This window comes from uncultured Nostoc sp., from assembly GCF_964245575.1.
Taxonomy (GTDB): Bacteria; Cyanobacteriota; Cyanobacteriia; order Cyanobacteriales; family Nostocaceae; genus Nostoc.
The window spans coordinates 1-23312 of sequence record NZ_CAXTNP010000034.1 but is presented as its reverse complement, the minus strand read 5'-3'; the positions used below and the strand labels follow the sequence as shown (position 1 = coordinate 23312).

20 protein-coding genes are annotated in these 23312 nt (G+C 38.7%); 8 read left to right on the top strand and 12 right to left on the bottom strand.

All coding sequences use genetic code 11. From position 1 onward, the window contains the following. Window positions 1-66: 66 nt before the first annotated feature. From ACFFAP_RS08165 to ACFFAP_RS08145, 5 genes are all read left to right on the top strand, one after another. On the top strand, window positions 67-1626 hold the full coding sequence (locus ACFFAP_RS08165) for an Hsp70 family protein (RefSeq protein ID WP_375510751.1): 1560 nt from the start codon (window positions 67-69) through the stop codon (window positions 1624-1626). 67 nt (window positions 1627-1693) lie between these two features. Next, a complete protein-coding gene (locus tag ACFFAP_RS08160) occupies window positions 1694-2965 on the top strand; it encodes a WD40 repeat domain-containing protein (protein ID WP_375510750.1) in 1272 nt (423 codons plus the stop codon). Window positions 2966-3039: 74 nt separating this feature from the next. Next, a complete protein-coding gene (locus tag ACFFAP_RS08155) occupies window positions 3040-3828 on the top strand; it encodes a GUN4 domain-containing protein (RefSeq protein WP_375510749.1) in 789 nt (262 codons plus the stop codon). A gap of 37 nt (window positions 3829-3865) precedes the next feature. Continuing rightward, the gene (locus ACFFAP_RS08150; protein WP_375510748.1) at window positions 3866-5158 is read left to right on the top strand and encodes a WD40 repeat domain-containing protein; all 1293 of its coding nucleotides are present in this window, start codon (window positions 3866-3868) and stop codon (window positions 5156-5158) included. Window positions 5159-5242: 84 nt separating this feature from the next. Next, window positions 5243-6475 (top strand): WD40 repeat domain-containing protein, encoded by a 1233-nt coding sequence (locus ACFFAP_RS08145; protein ID WP_375510747.1) that lies wholly within the window; start codon window positions 5243-5245, stop codon window positions 6473-6475. A 57-nt stretch (window positions 6476-6532) separates the two neighbouring features. On the opposite strand, the gene ACFFAP_RS08140 is transcribed toward ACFFAP_RS08145, so the two are convergent. The 12 genes from ACFFAP_RS08140 to ACFFAP_RS08085 all read right to left on the bottom strand — a co-directional run bounded on the left by ACFFAP_RS08140 (window position 6533) and on the right by ACFFAP_RS08085 (window position 21142). After that, window positions 6533-6907, bottom strand: coding sequence for a DUF1257 domain-containing protein (locus tag ACFFAP_RS08140; RefSeq protein ID WP_375510746.1), 375 nt, complete (start codon window positions 6905-6907; stop codon window positions 6533-6535). A 68-nt stretch (window positions 6908-6975) separates the two neighbouring features. After that, window positions 6976-8613, bottom strand: a complete 1638-nt coding sequence (locus tag ACFFAP_RS08135; protein ID WP_375510745.1) for an AAA family ATPase — start codon at window positions 8611-8613, stop codon at window positions 6976-6978. Between the two features lie 324 nt (window positions 8614-8937). After that, the gene (locus ACFFAP_RS08130) at window positions 8938-9816 is read right to left on the bottom strand and encodes an STM4011 family radical SAM protein (RefSeq protein WP_375510744.1); all 879 of its coding nucleotides are present in this window, start codon (window positions 9814-9816) and stop codon (window positions 8938-8940) included. Between the two features lie 37 nt (window positions 9817-9853). Beyond that, the gene (locus tag ACFFAP_RS08125; RefSeq protein WP_375510743.1) at window positions 9854-11056 is read right to left on the bottom strand and encodes a HEAT repeat domain-containing protein; all 1203 of its coding nucleotides are present in this window, start codon (window positions 11054-11056) and stop codon (window positions 9854-9856) included. A 92-nt stretch (window positions 11057-11148) separates the two neighbouring features. Then, window positions 11149-12549 carry an STM4012 family radical SAM protein gene (locus ACFFAP_RS08120; RefSeq protein ID WP_375510742.1) on the bottom strand — a complete coding sequence of 467 codons (1401 nt, stop codon included), beginning with the start codon at window positions 12547-12549 and terminating at the stop codon, window positions 11149-11151. A gap of 84 nt (window positions 12550-12633) precedes the next feature. Continuing rightward, entirely contained in the window at window positions 12634-13425 is a 792-nt protein-coding gene (locus tag ACFFAP_RS08115) for an STM4013/SEN3800 family hydrolase (protein WP_375510741.1), read from the bottom strand. A gap of 132 nt (window positions 13426-13557) precedes the next feature. After that, window positions 13558-14778, bottom strand: a complete 1221-nt coding sequence (locus ACFFAP_RS08110) for a HEAT repeat domain-containing protein (RefSeq protein WP_375510740.1) — start codon at window positions 14776-14778, stop codon at window positions 13558-13560. A 35-nt stretch (window positions 14779-14813) separates the two neighbouring features. After that, the gene (locus ACFFAP_RS08105; protein ID WP_375510739.1) at window positions 14814-15962 is read right to left on the bottom strand and encodes an STM4014 family protein; all 1149 of its coding nucleotides are present in this window, start codon (window positions 15960-15962) and stop codon (window positions 14814-14816) included. 14 nt (window positions 15963-15976) lie between these two features. After that, window positions 15977-17239, bottom strand: a complete 1263-nt coding sequence (locus ACFFAP_RS08100; RefSeq protein ID WP_375510738.1) for a hypothetical protein — start codon at window positions 17237-17239, stop codon at window positions 15977-15979. Window positions 17240-17271: 32 nt separating this feature from the next. Further along, window positions 17272-18495: a hypothetical protein gene (locus tag ACFFAP_RS08095; RefSeq protein ID WP_375510737.1), complete on the bottom strand. Its 1224-nt coding sequence runs from the start codon at window positions 18493-18495 to the stop codon at window positions 17272-17274. A 29-nt stretch (window positions 18496-18524) separates the two neighbouring features. Next, window positions 18525-19688 carry a hypothetical protein gene (locus tag ACFFAP_RS08090; protein ID WP_375510736.1) on the bottom strand — a complete coding sequence of 388 codons (1164 nt, stop codon included), beginning with the start codon at window positions 19686-19688 and terminating at the stop codon, window positions 18525-18527. Between the two features lie 200 nt (window positions 19689-19888). Next, window positions 19889-21142, bottom strand: coding sequence for an STM4015 family protein (locus ACFFAP_RS08085; protein ID WP_375510735.1), 1254 nt, complete (start codon window positions 21140-21142; stop codon window positions 19889-19891). Window positions 21143-21284: 142 nt separating this feature from the next. On the opposite strand from ACFFAP_RS08085, the gene ACFFAP_RS08080 reads away from it, so the two are divergent. The 3 genes from ACFFAP_RS08080 to ACFFAP_RS08070 form a co-directional block, all read left to right on the top strand. Then, a complete protein-coding gene (locus ACFFAP_RS08080) occupies window positions 21285-21506 on the top strand; it encodes a hypothetical protein (RefSeq protein WP_375510734.1) in 222 nt (73 codons plus the stop codon). Between the two features lie 242 nt (window positions 21507-21748). Continuing rightward, window positions 21749-22252: a HugZ family protein gene (locus ACFFAP_RS08075; protein WP_375510733.1), complete on the top strand. Its 504-nt coding sequence runs from the start codon at window positions 21749-21751 to the stop codon at window positions 22250-22252. A gap of 158 nt (window positions 22253-22410) precedes the next feature. After that, the coding region (locus tag ACFFAP_RS08070) for an alpha/beta fold hydrolase (RefSeq protein WP_375510732.1) at window positions 22411-23312 on the top strand (902 nt) is incomplete at its 3' end.

Sequence of the window (23312 nt, the reverse complement as noted above, 5' to 3'; positions counted from 1 at the left end):
GAAATGTTGTTGCATATTAGCTATTGCCTTCTTGCCCAATGCCCCATGCTCCATGATAAATGACCAATGACAACAGTAATAATTGATTTTGGTACGAGCAACACTGTTGTTTGTACTACCGATTTGATTACGCAAAAACCACGGACATTGAGATTTGACTTGATGTCGCGCCGCTTTGAAATCGGGGCAGAACAGGTAAGCGTTGTACCCAGTTTAGTATTTGTGGAAGGGCGCGATCGCATCTGGTTTGGTGAATCTGTACGCGCCAAACGCTTAGGGTTTGCCCAGCCGGAACGCTGTTTTAGAGCTTTCAAACGTGATTTAGCAGCAGATTTTGTGCCACCTCCGCGACAGTTGGATGGTAATAGTTACAGTGCTGAGGTGGTTTCGGAACTGTTTCTCAAGAAAATTTGGCAACAGGTTGAACAGCAATTACAACCCAGTAGCGTTATTTTCACAGTTCCCGTCGGTGCATTTGAGCGATATCTTGACTGGTTTCGCAATTTGGGCGACAAGTTAAATATTCCCGCAGTGCAAATTGTCGATGAATCTACCGCAGCCGCCCTTGGTTATGCTGTCAAGCATCCTGGGGCTGTGGTTTTGGTGGTTGATTTTGGCGGGGGTACTCTAGATTTAAGTTTAGTACGAACTGTCAGCGCTGAATCTGAACAGCAAGTAGTGCGTGCCGAAGTTATTGCCAAATCCGATGCTTTTATTGGCGGCGTAGATATTGACACATGGATTGTCGAACATTACCTGCAAAAAATCGGTTCCTCGCGTGCTGAAGTTGGAGAAATCGGCTTTATGAATTTGCTGGAAGTAGCAGAAAGGGTAAAAATTCAAATTTCGACAACAGATGAGGCCAAAGAAGCTTGGTTTGATGACGAGAATTTTATGTCCCATGAATTGCAATTGCATCGGGACGAGTTAGGCGAGATTTTAGAAAATCAACAATTATTAGAACAGCTAAGACAGGCAATAGATGAAGTATTAGCGCTCGCACTTGCTAAAGGTATCAGCAAATCTACAATTGAACAGGTTTTATTAGTCGGTGGTACTTGTGAAATTCCCGCTATCCAACAACTAGTAATTTCCTATTTTGGCAGACAAAAAGTTAAATTAGATAAACCCTTTGAAGCTGTTGCACATGGCGCATTAGCATTAAGCGAAATGGCAGCAGTTGATGATTACCTACGCCACAGTTATGCTATCCGTCTTTGGGAACCCCACAGCAAAAGTTATTCTTATTTACCTTTGATCGAAAAAGGGGCAAAGTATCCAGGGGCGCGTTCTGAAGCTTTAACTCTGCAAGTCGCCACAGAGGGACAGCGAGAAATTCGCCTCGATATTGGGGAAGTAGCAGAAGTTTCCCAAGCGGAAGTTTATTACGATTTTCAAGGAAGGATGACGAGCAGCCAGTTAGTAAAACAAGATAGTTATCGCTCTTTGGAAACTCATCATCAACAAGTATGTGTCGCCCATATCGAACCACCTGGAGAAACAGGAGTAGACCGAATACAGGCACAATTTGAAGTGAATGAACAACGGGTATTAGTAGTGACAGTGAAAGATTTACTAACGGGGAAAATGTTAGTAGATAGGGGTGCGATCGCTAAACTAAAATAATCTTATCTTCGCGTTATTCGCGTCTTTGCGGTTTGTTTAAAAAATTACCGTAATTTGGTAAATTGCAATGCCAGAAAATGAGAATCAACCTAGAAAATATGATGCTGTGTTAGGTGGGCAAGTTACACCACCTGTTGCTGGCGTTGTTTTAGGCGGGATAGATGCTGTTAAACAGCGTTTAGCTAGTGTATCTTTGGAACAAAGAATTGCGGCGCTAGCAGATGCACTCAAGTATGGGGAAGCAGGTTTAGAATTAATCATTCGGACTTTGACAGATGTATCACCAGAAATACAGCAAATTGCTGAAAATTTACTTTTCCAGTATCGGACAGAACCAAGAGTAAAACAAGCACTGCAAAAGTATGATCCTTGGCTACTATTTGAATGCCTGCAAACAATAAGCGGACATACAGATCGTGTTAACACCGTAGCCATTAGTCCTAATGGGCAAACATTTATTAGTGGTGGTGGTGTTGAATTTGTGAATGAAAATGGTGAAGTTGTAAAACTTTGGGATTTAAAAACAGGTCATCTCCTCAAAACTCTTGTTGGGCATTTAAGCTATATTAAGTCTGTTGTTTTCAATCCTGATGGGCAAAGCGTTTTTACTAGTTGCCGCGAAACAATCAAATTGTGGAATTTGCAGACAGGTACACAAGAGGACATTCTCACTTTTGCTACTTATGCGAATGAGGTTGAATCTCCAGCCAGAATTAGACTTTTCCCTATGTCAGGAGGGATTGATAGTTTTGCTATTAGTCCTGATGGTCACTTGCTTGCTTGTAGAATTACTTATCAAAAGATGATTTTGGTGTGCGACTTACAAACGCAACAGCAACTGCGTACCCTGAAAAAACCTCATCATGGTGCCCATAGTCATTGTCTTGCTATTACACCAAATAAACAAATTCTTGTTGATGCTAATGGTAGCAATCGCATTGATATATGGAATTTGGAGACAGGCGAAGTAATGCGTACCCTCAAAGCACATTCTCAGCCTGTTCTGTCCATTGCAATTAGCCCAGATGGAGAAACTTTAGTTAATGGTGATAACAACGGCATAATTAAAGTTTGGAGTTTGCTTACAGGAGAGGAAAAATTTACCATAAATACACAATCAGGTAGTATTTTTTGTATTGCTATCAGTCCAGATGGGCAGAATTTGATTAGCAGTTGCGGAGATAGCACTATCAAAGTATGGGACTTACAGACAGGACGGGGAAAAGCCATCTTCAACGGACATACATCTGGGGTTCGTTCTGTCGCTATTAGCGCTGATGGGCAAACTCTTATTAGCGGTAGTGTAGATGGGACTATTAAAATATGGGGAATGCCATAAGGGTAGAAAAAAGTGCGATCGCCTAATTCAAGTGATTGGGAATACTAAGTAGTAGGCTCAACATTAAAAACCTGATGAAAGAAAATACTAATCGCCCAAGAGTTTATGATGCTGTCCTTGGCGGACAAGTACCACCTCCAAAAGATGGCGTAGTTTTAGGAGGCCTAGAAGGTGTTAAACGACGTTTAAACAGCGCCACATCTTCAGAACAACAAATTGTCGCCGTTGCAGAAGCCTTAAAGTATGGCGAAGCCGGTACTAAGTTGGTGTTTGAGATTGTAAATACTGAATCTGAAAAATTGCAATCTACAGTATCGTCACTGCTGGGACAACAAGCATTAGCAAAACAACAGTCCTATCTAGACAGGGAAATACCATTAATCTCTGCGGTTGATTTAAACTACAGTCATTTGCAAAATTTCCTCGCTTCCGAAAAGTGGAAAGATGCAGACCAAGAGACTGCTAATATAATGCTGCGGGTATGCGATCGCAAAGCACAAGGATTTTTAGACCCATCAGATATCGAAAAATTCCCTTGTGAAGACTTAAACACCATTGAAACTCTCTGGCAAAAATATAGCAACGGACGCTTTGGCTTTGTTGTCCAAACGCATATCTGGCAAATCGTTGGCGGTACATCAAATCCCGACTGGGAAACATGGTGTCGCTTTGGTAAAGGTGTGGGATGGTTTTCTCAAGGTGCTTGGTGCTATTGGAATGACCTGAAATTCGACTTGAGTGCGCCGGTAGGAAACTTACCCCGTGGCGGTGCATTTATTGGTTGGGGGTTAGGCGACTTTTGGACGGGTTGCAAAACCCTGTCTGCGATCGCAGAGAAATTAGCAAACTGCAAAATAACCTAAATTTGGGAACACTGGTATTAGCCACAGGTAAAAAGCGATGCCAGATAATACCAATCAACCAAGAGAATATGATGCAGTACTTGGCGGAAAAAATCCTCAGCCAGTCGATGGTGTAGTTTTAGGCGGATTGGAAGGTGCAAAACAACGTTTCGCTAGCAATGATGAAAATTACCGCCTTTTAGCGCTTTCGCAACTCATTAACTATAGACAGGAAGGTTGGGATTTAGTAATTCAGGCTTTAAAAGACCCATCAAAAAGGGTACAGTTAGCAGCATATAAATTATTGCGGGATATCTCAGAATTAAAAGTAAAACAGGCAATTTTAGAATTTAATCCCTATCGTTTTTTTGAGTGTGTTTATACAATTGAGCTTAATGGGTATTATGCAGCGATCGCCATTCATCCCGATAGCAAAACCCTAGTCTGTTGTGACGCTAACCATAGTGGTTATGAAAAGCCTCAAAAAGATGGCAGTATTGTTGGTGGGACTTATATATATTTTAAAAAATGGGATTTGAATACTGGGAAAAAACTTCGTATCATCCATAAAACATTTGGTACGAGACGAAATGACCACCCAAGAAATTTAACTTTCAGTGCTGATGCTCAAACGTTGGCGATAGGTGGTTCTCAGCATGACAAGACCATTAGAACTGAAATCTGGAATTTCAATACTGAGCAATTAAGTCATGTTATTAGCGGACAACCATTGTGGGAGTTGAGAAAGCGCAATACTATTACCGCTATTGCTCTCAGTTCTGATGGCAAAATCTTAGCTAGCGGTAATGAAGCTGGTAATATTATCGTCTGGGATTTAGAAACAAAACAAAATATTTATACTATTAAAGGACACTCAAAAAATATAACTTCCCTTGCGATCAATATAGATGCAAAAATTTTAGCAAGCGCTAGTTTAGATAAAACTATTAAAATTTGGGATTTAAGAACGGGAAGTGAGATTTATACTTTAATACCGCATCCTTGTATATATGGGGTTCCTTGCACAACTTACTCACTAGCAATTAGTCCCAATGGACACACGCTGATAACTGGTCATGAAACTTTACCAAAAAACATTAGAATATGGGATTTGAGAACTGGTAAAGAAATCCATACTTTATTTCCTTATGGTAGTACAGGTCTATTAACTTTCAGTTCTGATGGAAAAATATTTGTTAATGGCGGTGGATTCAATATTTGGAATTTACAGACACAAGAATTTCTTGCTGAACTCCGCAAGTGCCATGCTACTAGTATTGCTATTAGCCCAGATGCACAGACTATTGTTACTTACGTAAGGGAATTAATTCAAGTATGGCGAGTTCCATAGAATAAAGGATAGGTGCGATTCCAAATAAGTGCGATCGCATTTCCTAAATTGGGAACACTGGTATTCGTGTCGATGAAGAAAATAATGCCAGAAAATCTCAATCAACCGCGAGAATATGATGCTGTACTTGGAGGACAAGCACCACCTCCTGTAGATGGGTTAGTTTTAGGCGGAATCGAAGGCGTTAAGCATCGTCTTTTAAGTAATAATCTAGAAGTAAAAATAGCTGCACTCACTGATGTGCTTGACTATGGTGATGCAGGCTTAAAGTTAGTCATTCAAAGTTTACAGAATGAATCGGTGCAGTTAAAAGCAGTAGCATATAAGTTATTACATAAAATAAATAAAGTTAGTGTTGAACAGGTTATTGCAGCTTTCAATCCATACCATTATAAATTTTTTGAATGTTTAACTACTTTAACCGGACATACATCTAGTGTATATGGAATAGCATTTAGTCCCGATGGAAAAACTATCGCTAGTGGAAGCCATGATAAAACTATCAAATTATGGAATCTTCAAACAAGCCAATTAATTTGCACATTAGGCGAAGGTTTATCATGTCCTTACGCACTTGCATTCAGTCCATATGGAAATACTTTGTATGGCAATAATTGGAATGAAATAAAAATTTGGTATTTACAAAATAAGCAAGATATTCGTACACTGAAAGGACATTCTGATGCTGTTTTATCCCTTGCTGTCACTCCCGATGGGACTCTTATCAGTGGTAGCCAAGATAAAAATATTTACGTTTGGGAACAGCTCCGTTCCGGAAAATACTATAAATTGGGAGGGCATCCTTGTCACGTTTGGGGAATGAATAGTGTTAATGTTGCCCTTAGTATTGATGGGAGAACTTTGATTAGCGGTAGTTCTGTCGATAGGGCAATCAAAATTTGGAATTGGAAGCAAAGACAACAAATTACAACTCTTGGAAACGAAACATTGGGTTTAAATAATTATGTACCAGGACTTTCTTGTGTTGCTATGAGTCCAGATGGAACAATTGCTATTGCTGGAGGAGAAAATCAGGTTGATGTTTGGGATATAGAAAAAAGAGAGAAAATTTATACACTTACGCTGGAAGCAGATAATAAGATTCGCTCAATATCTGTTAGCAAGGATGGTGAAGCTTTCTTTGGAGGTTTAAATAATGGTATTATTAAAATTTGGAATTTGCTTACAGGTGAAGAAAATCACGATTTAGAAGGACATTCAGCTAGTGTTACTTGCATAGCTGTTAGTCCTGATGGAAAAACTGTTGTTAGCGGGAGTATCGATACAACTATTAAAATTTTGGGTATACCAGAGTAAATTAAATTCTTGGAATTCCCAGCTATACCGCGCAAGCGGTATAGCTGAGGGAGGATGTCAAACCCAACGTCCTACAACTACTCGCACAGTTCCATCTTCTAAAACTTCTTCGTCCTCCACATTAAAGCCTTGTTCTTGCACCGTTGCCATCAAGGTTTTATGAGCATATTTTTGGCTGATGGAATTAACAAACTGCTGTTGATTAATTTTTGCTCCCCAAAAGTCTGCAACTATTTCGTAATTTTCACCACTGCGGCGAAAACCTAAATCATAACCATTTTTCTGGCGAATCACATACTCGGCTTGAGTCGTATCGCCTCGATATCCGCGTACATTTGTGTTGCATTCAACTTGATAGTTTAATTCTTGCAAAACTTGATGCAGAATTTCACCGCGTTTGATTTGGACTTTTATAGTTGTGAAATGAGACATAATACCAATTTTGGATTTGAGATTTTGGATTAAAAAACGAGGCGCAGGAAACACATAGTTTTTCTATTTTAATCGACTTCTAAAGGGCCTATTCCTTGTTCGGTTGAGTATTGTTTTAATTCTTCTACTAACAGCACATCATTGGAGGCGGTTCTTGCACCGGCTTGTGCTGCCCATTGCTTTAATGCTTCAATTTGTTCATGTGCGATCGCAGCTAAGGGCACTGTCTGCGCTACAGCCTGTAAAATATCCTCTGTATTAAAGTCTCGGCGCTGTCCCTCAATTCTTGTGGAAAATGCTTGGTGCATGGCATCAACTATTACCTGCTCAATTTCCGCACCGCTAAAATTGAGACTCTGTTTGGCTAACAAAGCTAAGTTAAATTCTCGCAGCCGATTGGGGCGTAACCGTTGCAAATGAACTTTAAAAATCTCTTGGCGTTCGGCTTCTGTAGGTAGATTCAAAAAGAAAATTTCATCAAATCTCCCTTTCCGCAACAACTCGGCTGGTAATATTTTAACATTATTTGCTGTGGCAACAATAAACACACTCGCGGTTTTCTCCTGCATCCAGGTAATCAAACTGCCAAACACGCGGCGCGATGTCCCCGAATCCCCATCAATGCTACTGGTAATATTACCAAAGGCTTTGTCAATTTCATCAATCCACAAAACGCAGGGTGCCATTGCTTCGGTTAGCTGAATCATTTGGCGCACGCGGCTTTCGCTTTCGCCGACAATCCCACCAAATAAACGCCCAGAATCTAATCTTAATAGCGGTAAGCGCCATTCATGGGCAATTGTCTTGGCTGAAAGGGATTTACCTGTTCCCTGAATGCCCACAAGTAACATCCCTTTGGGGTTAGGAATACCGTAGCGTCTGGCTTCTTCGGTAAAAGCATCTTGGCGCATTAGTACCCATTGTTTGAGATGATCTAATCCACCAACTCGTTTGAGTGATTCTTGTGGTGTGAAAAATTCTAAAATCCCAGTTTGGCGGATTGCTTGCTTTTTCTCTTCTAACACGCCGTCAATGTCAGACTCATTTACCTGCTGTTTAGCAGCTAAAGCTTTTGCCAACACTCTAGAAATCCGGGTGCGACTTAAACCTTGGCAGGCTTTAACTAACTGTTCCCGCGCTAAACCGGAAACATTTAACTTATCTGGTACTACTAACTGTTGAATTAAATTATCTATTTCCCTAACGCTAGGTAAGGGAAAATCCACTACTGTCACTTCTTGCAGTAACTCATCGGGAAGTTCTAAAGTATGGCTGGTGGTGATGATAATTTTACGCGATCGCTTTAACTCCCGCGTCAAGTTTCGCAATTCCCGCACAATTGGGGCATTCTTCTCTGTAGTCGGATTTTTCACAAATGGATGCAAATCTCGCAGTACAAACATTGCAGGTGTTTGGGCATCAGCTTTGCCAATTCGCCCTAACGCCGCCATCACCGAACCTTTATCTGCACCATTATCACTCCAACCCCGGACAATATCCCAAAATAAAACTTGTCGTTTTGGCATAGAACGCGATGCAACTTGCTGCAACACTTCTTCCACAGGTTCTTCTTCAACGGTAATCACATATAGTAAGGGATACCGTGCCCGAATCATCAAATCAAGTTGTTCTACTAAGGAGGCGTATTGCCGATTCTCGCTGCTATGAGTTGCGTCTTCTTTTCCATGTTGATGAAAATTGCTCATAAATAGACTATTACAAACTAGTAATTAGTTAGTCTTAATTAAAACTATAATTCTTTCGGAAATATACTAGTATAAATTCATCAAAAAAATATAAAAATTAAGGGCTTCCAGTAATCAAAGTCTGTACCAACGTAAAAAGGCTAGCGATCGCTCACTGTCTCCTACTTCCATATTTACTACAAGTTCCCATAACAGCACAGATGGCGAATGAACTCATGCCCCTCTATTATCATGTCCGCATAATTAATTATGATAACCCCACCCCCAACCCCCTAAGAGCAAGCGATGAGGGGGCTAAGATGTAACTTGTATGACTAGGAAACGCTATATAGCATTATTACAATTTTGATTAACCCAATTATCAGGAATTCTTTCTAAAATACCAGAACCAAATACCTTATTCATTTCTAAATATTCTAGATGAACGTAACCAATATGACAGTGACAAGTTTGGTTGGTACAAGGTTGATCAAACAAAGCTGCTTCCCAGTCAGAATCATAAATATTACCAATTGCTGCTTTAATAAAATGACATCGATACATTGTCCCATCACCATCAACAGAAATTACTGATTTTCCAGCCCGACAAGAATGCCCCAAGCTAGGATAATGTTGAGTATTTAATTCATATAATGGGTCAATAGATTGAAAGAATTCTCGATTTTCTGGTGATAAATTAGGAAGTTCTGCCTTGACAGCATTAATCCACAAATAAACGTGGTGTGGTAACTCCTGACGTAAAGCTGCTATTTCCGCTTGAAACTTGGGAAAACCTACAACTCCCACGCTAAATTTGACATTTTTGTTGTCTAGATTAAGGCATTTGGCTAAGAAGCGATCGCGTGACACCCATTCAGAATGAAAAGTTGCCCAAAGCGCCAATTTATCTTTGTTACATTCCTCTACCCAATCTAAATTACAGGAGAGATTAGTTTGAATTGCTGCTTTATTAACATTGGGTAGATGCGTTAATTTTATCAGTGCTTGCTGATACCAAGAATGGATTAGGGCTTCTCCCCAAGGAGTAAAAAGAATAGAAAATTGATGTTGGGGATGTTGGTAAATAAAATTGACAAAACGTGCTAGTGCTTGTTGATCAATTGCTAATTCGGCGGCTGTTTGTTGGCGTTTGGCAAAGGGGCAATATTCACAACCGTAGTTGCAACTGATTAAAGGGCCGCGATAAAGGATAGTGAGTTGCATATTAATTGAATATCCAAATTAATTTTTGTAAGTTTGATTATTCAGAAACAGAACAATAGCGATCGTCTGGCTCCTTTACTGTATCTGCGATAACTTCGACATCTAACATTTTCAACCTTTCAACCATTTTTTCAGTTAAACAACTATTAGAAACGTTCAGAATATCTAGCTTATTCATAGCAGAACAATTTAGTAAAGTTTCAGCACCTTCATCTCCTAAATCTCCTAATGAAAGGTCTAGAACTTTGATTGTATTAATAACAGGAGAGTTAACGATAGCAGCAGCAATATTATTAGTATATTCACTATTACGCAGTCCTAAGTAAGTCAATTTTGGGAATAAATCACCTGATAAAATTGGCATTAAATCATCAATAGAAGAGTTCCCACCATATTGAGCACTACCTAACCATAATTCTAAATGTTCTAATGCTGGTAGTTCGAGAGAGATAATTTGAGCAATTTTGTCACGACCTAATCCTCCCGTTTCCACAATTAGCACCTTCAAATATTCGTGACGTAAAGCAGTGAATTCTTTCCATTGATAACTGGTTGCTTGAAAATCTCCACCGCGAACTAACAACATTTCTAAAGTAGGAAATGCTTTTAAGATAAGGCTTATATCCCTAATATACGTCCACGAAATTTGGTAATCATAATCGTATGGCCCATAAAAAAAAGCTTTAATATTTTTTAATATTTCTTGAGATAAAAGTAGAGTATCATAATATCCTCTATATATTAAAGCTTCTATTTTATTAGCTTGAGGATCTTTTAAAAGATTAAGCAAATTATCATCATCTATGACGTAAGCTTTTCCAGCATGATTTTGAAAACCTATTTTAGAGTTATAATCCTCAACTTCCCGATTGTATAACTTTTTGAAAGTATTATAAATATAACCCTCGTTTAAACTTTCACTGATTCGCTCAAATAAGTCCCAATATTTATATTCCTGCAAAATTTTTTTGACTTGAGGCTCAATTCTCTCACGTAATAAATTATAGGCAGCTTGACGGACTTTTCTTGAAGAATCATGCAATGACTGTATTACTAAATTTAACCCTCCTGTTTGATAATTCAATGCATCTTGAACGGCAGCTATACGTATTTCTACATAAGGACTTGCTAAACGTTTCTTAACTCCTTCAATACCACCTAGTACAGCATCAGTCGTAGGTGGTGCTTCTCCTCCGAGTACTGCATCAAATTCTCTGGGTTGATTTTGATTATTAGTCATATTTTTCTTAAAATTAGTCGTCGTAAATTTAAGTTGTCAATTTTCGTCTAGATGTGATTAATCGCTTCTATACAAATCTTTTTTAAATCCCACTATCTCAACTCATAATCCTGCATTAATTCCTGAACTTTATCAGAAAATAACCACGCGCCAATAGTGTCAGAACGCTCAATGCCAAATTCAGTTAACTGCAAAATATCCTCATCTTTTATCGCCAAATTCAAAGCAAGCAATTCTGAAAATTCTGGAAAATCAGCGTATACTTCACTACCAAATTGTTGACGATAACTAGCACAATTCAATCCTTCATCGGAAAGCAATGATAACAAAATATACCGCCGATGTTGTTCTTCAGCATTTAGTTGAAAACCATAGTGGGCGTAATCAAATGACTCATCTGCTGTTTGAATATATGCTTGTAAAATCTCGCTGATTCCCTTTGCTCCCACTGCATATTCGTTGGAGTACTGCAAAGTATTAGTGTAGGAACGTGCGCCACAACCTAAACCAATCATCCCGTCGGCTTGACAGCAGTAGACGGGAGAGGGGGGAAATGAGGGGGATAAGGGGGATGAGGGAGATGAGGGAGAAATATTGCTACCTTGTCCTACTTCCACTCGTCGAAACATCCGCATAGAAACTTGCGTATATCCTTCTGACAATAATAGCGATCGCCCTTCCCGATAACAAGCTAAACGAATATCGTCCCATTCTCGATCTGTGCGTCCCAAACCTGTGAGCGATCGCACATACAATGGATATAGATAAATTTCTTCTGGTTGAAAGCGCAAAGTAGCTTGTATGGATTGCAACCAAGTATTTACAGTTTGTTCGGGTAAACCGTAAATCAGATCGATATTCAGAGTGGGAAATCCAATCTCTTTTATCCTTGTCAGGGTTGCTTCAACCTGAGTAGTAGATTGACGGCGCTGGGTTGCTAAAACTTCCGAATCGATGAAACTTTGGACACCAATACTAACACGATCAACGGCGTGCGATCGCAACAGCTTTAACTTATCCTCAGTGGCGGTTTCTGGCGAAACTTCCACAGAAATGGGAATTACCTGTAACTTTGCACCCATCGTATTTTCAGCAATATCGAGAATAGTTTCGAGGTGCTGAATGGGTAATTGGGTGGGAGTTCCGCCACCAATAGCGAACCTAGCAAATGACGCATCACCCAACACCGCCTTCATCCGTTGCGCCTGTCGCTGTACTGTGCGGACATATTGACTCATAAAATCTTCATTGTGGCTGACTGTGGTAAACAGGTTGCAGAACCCACAACGCATTTCACAAAACGGTATGTGTATGTAGAGAAATAGCACTTGTCTATCTTGCTGCGCCCAAAGTTCTGGGAGATACACAGGTGGAGTGAGGGGACGGTAGGCTGTTTTGTGGGGGTAAGAATAGACGTATGCTTGATAAGGAGACTGGGCGATTTTAGATTTTAGATTTTGGATTTTAGATTGGGGATTTTGGGTTTTAATCATAGAATTTCAAGGATTTTAGTGACAAGTTAAGAATTTGTTTTAAGTCTCACGCAAAGAATAACTCTGCGCCTCTGCGTGAGATTTTCATAAAATAAACTCTGCATAGGGAACAGTCCAAACCACAGGATGGCTGAGTCGATGTCCAGTGTAACCATTCTCACCATAAGTTGTCCCGTGGTCGGAACACAGAATGCAAAAAGTAGAATGCCTTTGTCGTATAATATTCCAGAGTTTGGCTAATTGGCGATCGACGTATTCCAAAGCTGCGGCGTGAGATTCAATCGTATCGATTTTATCTTTTGCATCGGGAAGATAGAAATAATTTGGTTGATGCAAAGCCGAAATATTAATAAATAAAAATATACGTTGATTGTTTGGCGTTTTTTCTAAAATCTGTCGCGCAAGATTTACCTGATTTTCTGTAGATAGAGGATTGGTAACACCTAACTCTGGACTCCAGTAACTTTCAGCAAACATTGAAGGAAATACATTACCTAAAGGGCTGCGTTTGTTAAAAAAACCAACTCCACCGATGCAAACTGTATGATATCCCTTAGCAGCTAATCCACTAACAATATTTGAGCTATCTAACACACAAGTTTTATCAGTTGTGCTGGTACTTCCTTCAAATCCCAAAGCAAAAAGGCGGGGGTGAATTCCAGGTGTTACAGGTGTGGGTAAAAAACCTGCGAAAAACGCATGATGAGAAGCATAAGTGAAATTTCCGGGTGAATGTCGTTCTTCCCAGCCTGTTTTTGAGAGTACTTTTGCTAAGTTTGGAGCGCGTTTTTGTGCGAGTAGGTTTTTAGCTACATCGTAACGCAATGTGTCTAGGGTGATAAATAAGATATCGTGGGTTCCGACAATTTGATTCATATTGAACATAGCGAGGAAAAATAAGAAATTCAGAATAGAAATTATGCTTGAGAAATTTTAGCGATCGCCTACATATTTTTAAGTTCACGCAGAGGCGCAGAGAGGAACGAGATTTAGTTTCTATTTTTTATTTCATTCATACAGAGACCAATAGCGCAACCCTCTAATACTTTCAGTATCTTGTGGTTCTGCTTCTACGTGACAATTGAGTTGAGATAGCTGCTCAATCATACTTGGAGATAAACGATTCATAGAAACATTCAGTATATGGAGATCATTGATTTTTGAACAGTTAAGTAAAACTTGTGCGCCTTTATCTGTTAATTTTCCCCTTGATAAATCCAATACTTTAAGATTATCTATTAAAGGAGATTCCACTAAAAATCCAGTAAGTTCATCTGCATACTCACAACTCTTTAAACCTAAATATTCTAATTTAGTAAATAACTGATTTTTCAGAAGAGGTATCAATCTGCTGATACCTGAATTTATTCCTTCATAATGGAAATCATCGTCTCTACCCAGCCATAATTCTAGATACTCTAGATTGGGCAGTTCAAGAACACAAATTTGATCGATAGTTTTATAGCTGAGTCCGTGACCAGTTTCAACAATCAATGTCTTTAAGCTATCGTGTTGTAGTGGACTGAACTCTAGAGAATCATCACAACGAACTTGTAAGACTTCTAGGTTTGGATAAGCGGTCAGTACTGGGCTAACATCACCTAAAGAAACATAAGAAATTTTGTATGGTTCATCATACCCATCTCCAATGAAAAGAGTTTTAAGACTGGTCAGTTCCTTATATGCAGAAGAAATAGCTTTTATGATATTACCAGCCCTTGTATTACGGTAATCCTCTGCCCATATTTGGCAAACTAAAGCCTGGATTTTATCGGCTTGAGAGTCCCGAAGCAAAGCTTCAAATTGGCTAAAATCGAAAGGGGTATATTCAATATATCCAAGGACATAGGCTGTATCAATTGTATTGGTGATACCAATAGAGGGGTCAAAATTTTCAAATTTCCATTCTGTTAGCAAATGAAAAAATAACCAAATGTCATAATCTATTACTGCTTGCTTCACTTTTTTATTTCCACTTCTCTTCAATAGCCTTGCAGCAAAACGCTGCACTTGCTCGGAAGAATCCGTTAAAGTATTAATCACTAAATCTAAACCCATATCCCCATAATTCAAAGCCTCAGAAAGAGCAGCGATTTTCACTTCAAGAACCGAACTTTTTAAGCGACTTTTTACGCCTTCAATTCCTCCTAAAACCACACCAATAACAGGAGGTGGCGCTTCTCCACAAAGTACTGCGTCAAATTCTCTTGGTTTGGAATTGTTCTTCATTTTGGTTAATCCTAATTTATAGTCGCACCCTACATTTATCTTGCCAAAATTGCTTTAACTTCACCTGTAGAAGTATCTATTCCATTCCACAAAATACCCGGTAATAAATCACCAAAAGCATTAATTTCTAAAATCGCATGAGTTTTCCAATCTGGTAAAATTAGTAAATCCACTCCACAATATAAACTATTAGGAAATAACGCTGCTGCTTGTTCGCAAGTTCGCTTCATTATCCCCCAATTTTCTACACCAAGTTTTGCTAAGAATTCCTCAGTATTTCCCCGTTCATTCCCCAAATGCAAATTTGTCATCGGACTTTTACCAAGGCGAACAACGATATGCTGTGCTTCGCCATTAATAACTACTACACGCACATCAAACCCGCATTCTTGCAAATGTGCTTTGGGTAGCCATTCTTCAACTTGTACGCCTTCTGCTGTCAAGATGTTGATGATATCGGCGACTTCTTCGCGGCGAGTGTAGTGCCTAATTTTACGGGAGTTGTAAAGCAGAGTTTGCCCATTTTCTCGCACTCGTTCAACAGTAGTTATGGCTGATTCAAAACGCGAATTTGCGCGATAAGCAACGACTCCAGAAGCGGCGGAACCGTGGGAGAGTTTGACGAATACTCGTTCTATTCCCTGTGTTTGCATTTGTTCGCGCAAATGTTCGTAATTGTGAATTTTACTTAGAGAACGAGGAACGGGGATATTATGACGGCTGAATCTTTCGTGACAAGCTGGTTTGTCAAACATCACAGCGATATCTTGGGGATGGTTCATGAAGTAACCCTGGAGTGGAGTAAGTTGAGATTCCCATTTTTGCAGGAGATATCGCCAGCCTAAATACCACTGTCGCGGGTAGAGGATGAGTCCTTTGTCGAATTCTAATTTTGTCGCCGCTTCTTTACTGATACGTTGATGATTAAAAATCTCCCCATTCCCTACTCCCCACTCGCTACTCCCTTCCCCAATGATGGCTTTATCAATATCAAAGTTCTTTTCTGGAGAATCAAAGCGGATAATCGTGTTAGGTGCGTTGAATTGTGCGAGAGTTTGTTTACCTGATATTAAATCTGCGTAATCTACTACGGTGGCTGGTGGTAAATTGAAATGAGTTAGTGCTTGTTGAAAGAAACCAACACGGCGATTTTCAGGGTTGGCGATGAGAATGAAATTTAGCATTTTTGATATATTGTTTATTCGTATAATGCGTAATAACGTGAAGCCGATCCTCCTCGACGGTAGTTCTCATTTTCTTCTTGCGAATCTGCAATTAATCGACAATCAAGTTGAGACAATTGTTGAACCATCTGTGGGGATATGCAGTTTTTGGAAATATTAAGTGTGTAAAGCCGATTTACACTTGGGCAGTTTAGCAAATTTTCTGCACCTTTATCAGTTAAAGTTCCCATCGATATATCAAGCACAGCTAGACGTTCAATAATTGGAGATTGTACTAAAGCTTCTACAAGCACGTCAGTATTTTCAAAGCTTGGTAGACCAAGATAAGATAAATTAGGAAGTAATTCACCTGAAAATAGTGTCTCAAAAAAATCAAAATGTGAATATCTACAGCGTCCTCCCCATAATTCCAGATATTCAAGTGATGGCAATTCCAGAGTACATACTTGTGCTAATGTGCTAGCATTGTTATCTGCTGTTTCTAAGAGTAAAGTTTTTAAAGATGGATGGTAGAGTTTTTTTGAAAAGAGATTATTATCAGGATTTCCGTGTATTTTCAGCACTTCTAATTTGGAAAAATTCTCTAAAATATAAATCATATCACTTAAATAAATACGTGATTTCTTATATTCATGTTGACGGCGATCGCCAATAAATAAAGCTTTTAATTTTATTAACTTTTGACTAGCTTTCCAAAGCATATTTAGAAGTGTCTGACACTCTTCGTGATATATTTGTAAATATCTTTCATCAGGCATCCAACAAGCTAAAGCTTCAACTTCACTGACTTGGATATCATTGAGGAATAATTGAAGAGCATCTAGATTAAAATCTTCAACTACACGAAATCCTCCACGAGGATTTGGCTCCTCACGATAGAGGTTAACATTGTAAGCTGTACTAATTGCAGAAGTGATTCCAATATTTGGATAAAAAGTTTCAAATTGCCAATCTTCTAGCATCGTAAAACATTGCTGAGGATTATGTCTCAATAAAACCTGTTTACCCTTTTGTTCACCTTTATCCCGGAGAAGACGAGCAGCAAACATCTGCACTTTATCTGAAGGGTCTTTCAAGGCTTCAATTACCAATTGAAAACCTTCTTCTTGATAGCGCAAAGCATCAATCAATGCAAATGCTCTTTCTCTAGCTTCAGGGCTTTTAAACCGATTTTTAACTCCTTCAATTCCTCCTAAAACCACACCACTAGCAGGAGGTGCTGATTGTCCCCCAAGTACTGCATCAAATTCTCTCGGTTTATCTGGATCGTTGTTCATTTTGGCTAATCCTAATTGATAGGTAAAAATTTTCATTCGTATAACGTAGAGTAGCGAGAAGCACTACACCCGTCATATATCTTTTCTTGAGAATGAGCAATCAATAAACAATCAATAAGCGATGATTGTTTAATCTCCTGAATAAATTCTTCTGATACGTAATTGTGAGCGATATTGAGGGTATGTAAATTAATAATTGCTTGAGATTCAATTAAAGCGTTCAAACCTGTGTCAGTCAAGTTTCCCATTGATAAATCAAGTACTTCAAGAGTCGCAATAATGGGAGATTCAGCCATGAAAGAAGATTGTGCGATCGCATCAGCAATTGCATCAGCATAATCGCTATGCAAACCTAAATAGCTTAAGTTCGGGAATGATTCACTAAAAAGAATTGGTTTTATGCTGTCAATAGTCTCATTACAACTATGTTCAGAAGGTCTACCCATCCATAATTCAAAATAGTCTAACGCTGGTAAATAAAGTGAGCAAAGGCGATAAATGGCTACATCACTAATATTTGCTGTCTCAATAATTAGAGTTTTCAAATTATTATGTTGTAGCTGTTCACATTCTAGTTCGTTGCAGCAAGCACGAATATGTAGCACTTCTAGATTAGGACAAGCTTCTAATATTAAAGTCATATCCCCCACACCTATATAAGATTTTTTGTAGTAATTATCTCGACAATCACCTATAAACAAAGCTTTAAGATTAGTTAATTGCTGACGCGCTTCAAAGAGAATATCAACATAACTATAAAAATCTTGGCTAACTTCGTAATAACAGTCGTACCCAGATAAATGACAAATTAAAGCTTCAATTTGGCTAACTTGTGAGTCTTGCAATAGTAACTTTAATTGCTCAATATTTACTCTATAGGCTGTCTCAGATGGATTAGTGATACCAGCTTTCGGATTAAAATTTTCCGATGTCCAATCTTTTAAAGTTGCAAAAAATAACCAAGGTTCACAGCCTAAAAGTGCTTGCTTACCTTTCCCTTCTGTTTCTTGCAATAGTTCAACTGCAATTTGGTGAATCTTATGTGAATAATCTTGCAAGGCATCAATCACCAAATTTAAACCTGCATCTCCATAATTTAATGCATCAGCAAGTGCAGCAACCTGTACTTCAAAAATTCCACTTTTTAAGCGATTCTTAACTCCTGCAATCCCTGCTAATACCACATGACTAGCAGGAGGTGTTTCTCCACCAAGCACTGCATCATATTCTCTTGGTTGATTTGGATTGTTGTTCATCTTAGATAAACTTGTATTATTTTATTAATTTATTCCCAGAGTGAGTAATAGCGATCGCTAAACTGAGAATCTGCAATTACTCGACATTTCAACTCAGAAAGTTGCTCAATTGTATTTTTATGTAAACGATTTCCAGAAACATTGAGAGTGTGTAGGCGATTAACTGTTGGAGACTTTAACAAAGCCATAGCACCTCCACTACTTATATTTCCATCTGTTACCTCAAGTATCTTCAAAGTTTTCATGATTGGAGAATTAACAATAGCCCGAGTAACTTCACTCATATTTCCGCATTTTCTTACTGCTAAATACACCAAATTAGGGAAAGATTTACCTGAAAGTACAGGTGCTAAACTATCGATATTGATATTGCTTAAATTGCTTCTACTTAGCCATAGCTCAAAGTACTCTAGAGATGGTAAATCTAAATTGCAAATTTTCGCAAGATTACTATCAGATATACCATCAGCATCAATAATCAGAGTTTTTAAACTCCCATGTTTTAAAAGGTTGACTGGAATAATAGAATTATTTTGAGAATTCCGAACTTGTAGTATTTTTAGTTCAGGCTTGAGAATATCTTCCTCAAGCATTTGACCACGAATGTGAAGTAACTCTAAGTTAGGATAAGCTTTTAGTAGAGGATGAATACTAGTTATGTTAATATTTGACTCTCTATATTTAATATTAATAATATCGCAGTTATCTCCAATTAATACTGCTTTTAAATTAGTAAGTAATTCCCGATCCTTAACAAGAGTGTCAGCATAATCTTTAAAAGCGGTTTTGCAATTTGGGTCTTTGTAATACATTCCGCATTTGATTGCTTCTATATCCTTAGCTTTGGGATCTTGCAGCAAGCGCGATAATTTATATTGACTATTTACACGGTATGCTGTGTCTGTTGGGTCATTAATTCTGTCATATCTGTCATAATAGTAATCTTCCCAATTGTTAAATGTAGTTAAAACTAACCAATGGTCATAATCTAGTAATGCCTGTTTGCCTTTAATACCCGCTTTGCGTAGTAACCAAATAGCACGATCGTGTATTTTGTCTGAAGAGTTATATAACTCCTCAATAATTAAATCTACTCCTGCATCACCATATTTAAGCGCATCTTCAAGCGCCGCAATTCTGACTTCATCATCTTCGCTATTTAGACGATTTTTAACTCCCTCAATTCCTCCCAAAACTACAGCGTAGTTTTGAGTCTGCTGTTCTCCACCAAGTACTGCGTCAAATTCTCCGGGTTGATTAGAGTTATTATTCATAGTTAAAATTGAACTAATTAAGAGAAAGTTTTTTAACCCGCGCAGGTGGTCACTGAGCTTGTTGAAGTGCGGGTTTTGTCTGTGTAGCCGTAACTTCCAGTCCCCCAGTGCTGTAAATTTCACTCAGAAACAGAACAATAGCGACTATGAATATAGCTATCGTCATCTTCTTCTTTCTGATTATTTGCCAAAACACGCACATCCAACTTAGAGAACTTTTCAATCATTTCCTGAGATAAAAAGCTCTCTGAAATATTGAGAATATCAAGATTATTTATCGCAGAACAATTTAGCAATTCTTTTGCACCAGCATCACTCAGCGTTCCCATTGAAAGGTCAAGTACGCAGATAGAATCAATGATTGGGTAACCTACAAGAACGCTGACTATTTCATCGGTAAATTGGCTATTGCGTAATCCTAAATAATTTAACTTGGGAAATCTTTCTTCAAATAGAACCTGATTTAAATCTTCAACCCAACAATCTCCGCCGTAATTATCACTGCCAAACCATAATTCCAAATGTTCTAATGCTGGCAGATTCATCTGAAAAATTTGGGTAACAGTATCTCGACTTAAACCCCCAGTTTCAATAATCAACGCTTTCAGGTTATTATGTCGTATCGGCGGACTAAATTGTAAACCATCCCCTCCACGAACTTGCAAAATTTCCAGTTTAGGATAAGCCTGCAAAATGGGACTTATATTACTTTGTCGAATCCAAGAGATTTCGCAATCATGAGAATCAATATCACCGATGAAAACAGCTTTAAGATTAGTTAAACGTTGTTTAGCATCAACTAAAGCTTGGACAATAATACTTGAATCTATTTCGTATGCTTCCACCCACAAACCAAACACTAAAGCTTCTAATTTATCGCTGTTGGGTTCTTCCAGAAGTCTACTAAGTTGACTTGGTAAATTCTGCTCATATTCATAATGCCCACATCTAAGAGCATAAGCATTATTAACAGGTTCGGCAATACCTACATTTGGATCGAAATCTACAACTTGCCGATTTGCAAATAGACTAGCATTCATTGGATACTCGTTAAATCTCTCTTCCAAGTACCAAGGTTTATATGTTTGTAAAGCTTGTTTGACTTGCGGTTCTACTTTTTGGCGCAATAGTCGATAAGCAAAACGCTGCACCAACCTAGATTTATCTTGCAATCCTTGAATTAATACATCCAACCCAGTATCGCCATATTTCAAGGCTTCGCTAAGTGCAGCAACCCGCACTTGAGTCACAGGATTTGATAAACAACGTTTAACTCCCTCAATTCCTCCTAAAACTACTCCATCCACAGGAGGCGGAGATTGTCCTCCCAACACTGCATCATAATCTCTGGGTTGATTTTGGTTGTCTGTCATGGTGCTTTACTTTCTGATTCTTTATTAGAATTCCCAAAAAAAAATGCGGAATACGCATACATCAATCTCTCAAGCAAAAATAGGAGTGACGTAGACGATCGCAGATAACCTGTGAGACATCTAAAGAATGGGGATGTTTTCTATGGAAAGCCTTTTGGGATTTTTGGCGTTACTTTGGATTGTTCCAGCAATTAGCGCTGCGATCGCTTTAACCCCGCACAATTCGGGCATTCTTCTCGGTAGTCAGATTTTTCACAAATGGATGCAAATCCCGCAGTACAAACATTGCGGGTGTTTGGGCATCAGCTTTACCAATTGCCCTAACGCCGCCATCACCGAACCTTATATATGTAATTATGCTTAAATAAATTGTATTTAATTTATTGCGTATTATAAAGATATTTTGCAATCTTTGGTTGTAACATAAGCAAAAAAGCAGAAAACTAAATGTATAAATTCGAGCTAATTCTTTTTTATCACAAGTTTTAGTCTAGCTATAATTAAGCAAAATATTTGGCATTTCATGCGACGCTAAACAGCCCGTCGTAGACATCGCTCAATCACGTTACAATAATTAATTGTTACTAATTAAACGATAATTTACTTATGAGTCAACTTGAAAACATTCAAGCTGAGTACGAAAAGTTTACTGAAGAAGTTGAGAGTGTAATCATTAGCACCGTGAGCGCCCAAGCAATACCCAATGCTAGTTATGCTCCCTTTGTAATTGATGATTCCAAAAACATCTACATTTACGTCAGTGGTCTTGCAACTCATACCAAAAATCTCTATGACAATCCTCATGTTAGTGTCTTGTTTATCGAGGATGAAGCCAAGAGTAATCTAATTTTTGCCCGTCGCCGTTTGAGTTTTGATTGTACGGCAACTTTGATAGAGCGTGAAACTGATAAGTGGAATCAAATTGTTGAGCAATTTCAAGGGCGGTTTGGTCAAATTATTGAGGTTTTGCGCGGTTTGTCTGACTTTCGGATTTTTCAGCTAACTCCGAGTGAAGGTCGTTTTGTAGTTGGTTTTGGGGCAGCTTATCATATTAGTGGCGATAACCTCCATCAACTTGTTCAAATCACAGGAGATGCCGACAAAAAATAAGAATGAATTATGAATTAGTTTGACTGTATGCAAATTAAATATGAAATAGCTTAAGAGACAAAGATTTTACTTACTCTGATATTTATCGGTAAGCTTGACTTTATACCTCGTAATTTTGCCTTCGGGTAAAGTGCCATTAAACTATACTTTTTAATTTTATGCTTCAGTTTCAACCTCCTGGCTTTGGACATAAACTTATCCATACATCCTTGGGGGCAATGGTTTACTATACCCAAACGAATGCACCTTGGGCGTTCGCTGATACTGAAGATTTACCTCCACTACTGTTTCTCCATAACTTTGGTGGTGGGGCATCTGCGTATGAATGGTCTAAAGTTTACCCGGCTTTTGCCTCTAATTACCACATTTTAGCTCCCGATCTAATCGGCTGGGGAGAATCGGCTCATCCAGTCCGGGATTATAAAATTAGGGATTATCTCAGCACGATCGCAGAGTTTATCATCGAAACTTGTCGTCAACCAGTGACGGTGGTAGCCTCGTCTCTAACAGCCGCTTTTGCTATTCGCCTAGCTATTGTTCAACCCAATTTATTTAAAGGACTGTTTTTGGTGTCCCCCTCTGGATTTGATGATTTTGGGCAGGGTGCTGGACGCAGACTTCCGCTTTCGGTAATCAATGCGCCTCTGTTGGACAATTTTATTTATATGCTTGGTGCTGAAAATGAAATTGCAGTCCGAAATTTTTTGCAAAGCTTTCTGTTTGCCAAGTCACAACGAGTATCTCCAGAAATGGTGGAGGCTTATTTAACCTCTGCACAACAGCCTAATGCCAAGTTTGCTGCTTTGTCATTTTTGCGGGGCGATCTTTATTTTGACCTGAGTTTATATATTAAACAACTGACAACTCCCACGGTAATTTTTTGGGGAGAAAAGGCACAATTTACCAGCATCAAATTAGGACGACGCTTGGCAAATTTAAATACAAGTGCAATTCAAGATTTTTATGCGATCGCAGATGCAGGAATATTACCTCATTTGGAAATACCCGAAGTTGTAATTGGTTTATTGCAACGGTATCTTGGGGAGTGGGGAGTGGGGAG

What these genes read in the sequence shown, in the direction of transcription:
- ACFFAP_RS08165 (WP_375510751.1), top strand. Translation starts at nt 67, where the DNA reads ATGACAACAGTAATAATTGATTTTGGTACGAGCAACACTGTTGTTTGT.
- ACFFAP_RS08160 (WP_375510750.1), top strand. Translation starts at nt 1,694, where the DNA reads ATGCCAGAAAATGAGAATCAACCTAGAAAATATGATGCTGTGTTAGGT.
- ACFFAP_RS08155 (WP_375510749.1), top strand. Translation starts at nt 3,040, where the DNA reads ATGAAAGAAAATACTAATCGCCCAAGAGTTTATGATGCTGTCCTTGGC.
- ACFFAP_RS08150 (WP_375510748.1), top strand. Translation starts at nt 3,866, where the DNA reads ATGCCAGATAATACCAATCAACCAAGAGAATATGATGCAGTACTTGGC.
- ACFFAP_RS08145 (WP_375510747.1), top strand. Translation starts at nt 5,243, where the DNA reads ATGCCAGAAAATCTCAATCAACCGCGAGAATATGATGCTGTACTTGGA.
- ACFFAP_RS08140 (WP_375510746.1), bottom strand. Translation starts at nt 6,907, where the DNA reads ATGTCTCATTTCACAACTATAAAAGTCCAAATCAAACGCGGTGAAATT.
- ACFFAP_RS08135 (WP_375510745.1), bottom strand. Translation starts at nt 8,613, where the DNA reads ATGAGCAATTTTCATCAACATGGAAAAGAAGACGCAACTCATAGCAGC.
- ACFFAP_RS08130 (WP_375510744.1), bottom strand. Translation starts at nt 9,816, where the DNA reads ATGCAACTCACTATCCTTTATCGCGGCCCTTTAATCAGTTGCAACTAC.
- ACFFAP_RS08125 (WP_375510743.1), bottom strand. Translation starts at nt 11,056, where the DNA reads ATGACTAATAATCAAAATCAACCCAGAGAATTTGATGCAGTACTCGGA.
- ACFFAP_RS08120 (WP_375510742.1), bottom strand. Translation starts at nt 12,549, where the DNA reads ATGATTAAAACCCAAAATCCCCAATCTAAAATCCAAAATCTAAAATCT.
- ACFFAP_RS08115 (WP_375510741.1), bottom strand. Translation starts at nt 13,425, where the DNA reads ATGAATCAAATTGTCGGAACCCACGATATCTTATTTATCACCCTAGAC.
- ACFFAP_RS08110 (WP_375510740.1), bottom strand. Translation starts at nt 14,778, where the DNA reads ATGAAGAACAATTCCAAACCAAGAGAATTTGACGCAGTACTTTGTGGA.
- ACFFAP_RS08105 (WP_375510739.1), bottom strand. Translation starts at nt 15,962, where the DNA reads ATGCTAAATTTCATTCTCATCGCCAACCCTGAAAATCGCCGTGTTGGT.
- ACFFAP_RS08100 (WP_375510738.1), bottom strand. Translation starts at nt 17,239, where the DNA reads ATGAACAACGATCCAGATAAACCGAGAGAATTTGATGCAGTACTTGGG.
- ACFFAP_RS08095 (WP_375510737.1), bottom strand. Translation starts at nt 18,495, where the DNA reads ATGAACAACAATCCAAATCAACCAAGAGAATATGATGCAGTGCTTGGT.
- ACFFAP_RS08085 (WP_375510735.1), bottom strand. Translation starts at nt 21,142, where the DNA reads ATGACAGACAACCAAAATCAACCCAGAGATTATGATGCAGTGTTGGGA.
- ACFFAP_RS08080 (WP_375510734.1), top strand. Translation starts at nt 21,285, where the DNA reads ATGGAAAGCCTTTTGGGATTTTTGGCGTTACTTTGGATTGTTCCAGCA.
- ACFFAP_RS08075 (WP_375510733.1), top strand. Translation starts at nt 21,749, where the DNA reads ATGAGTCAACTTGAAAACATTCAAGCTGAGTACGAAAAGTTTACTGAA.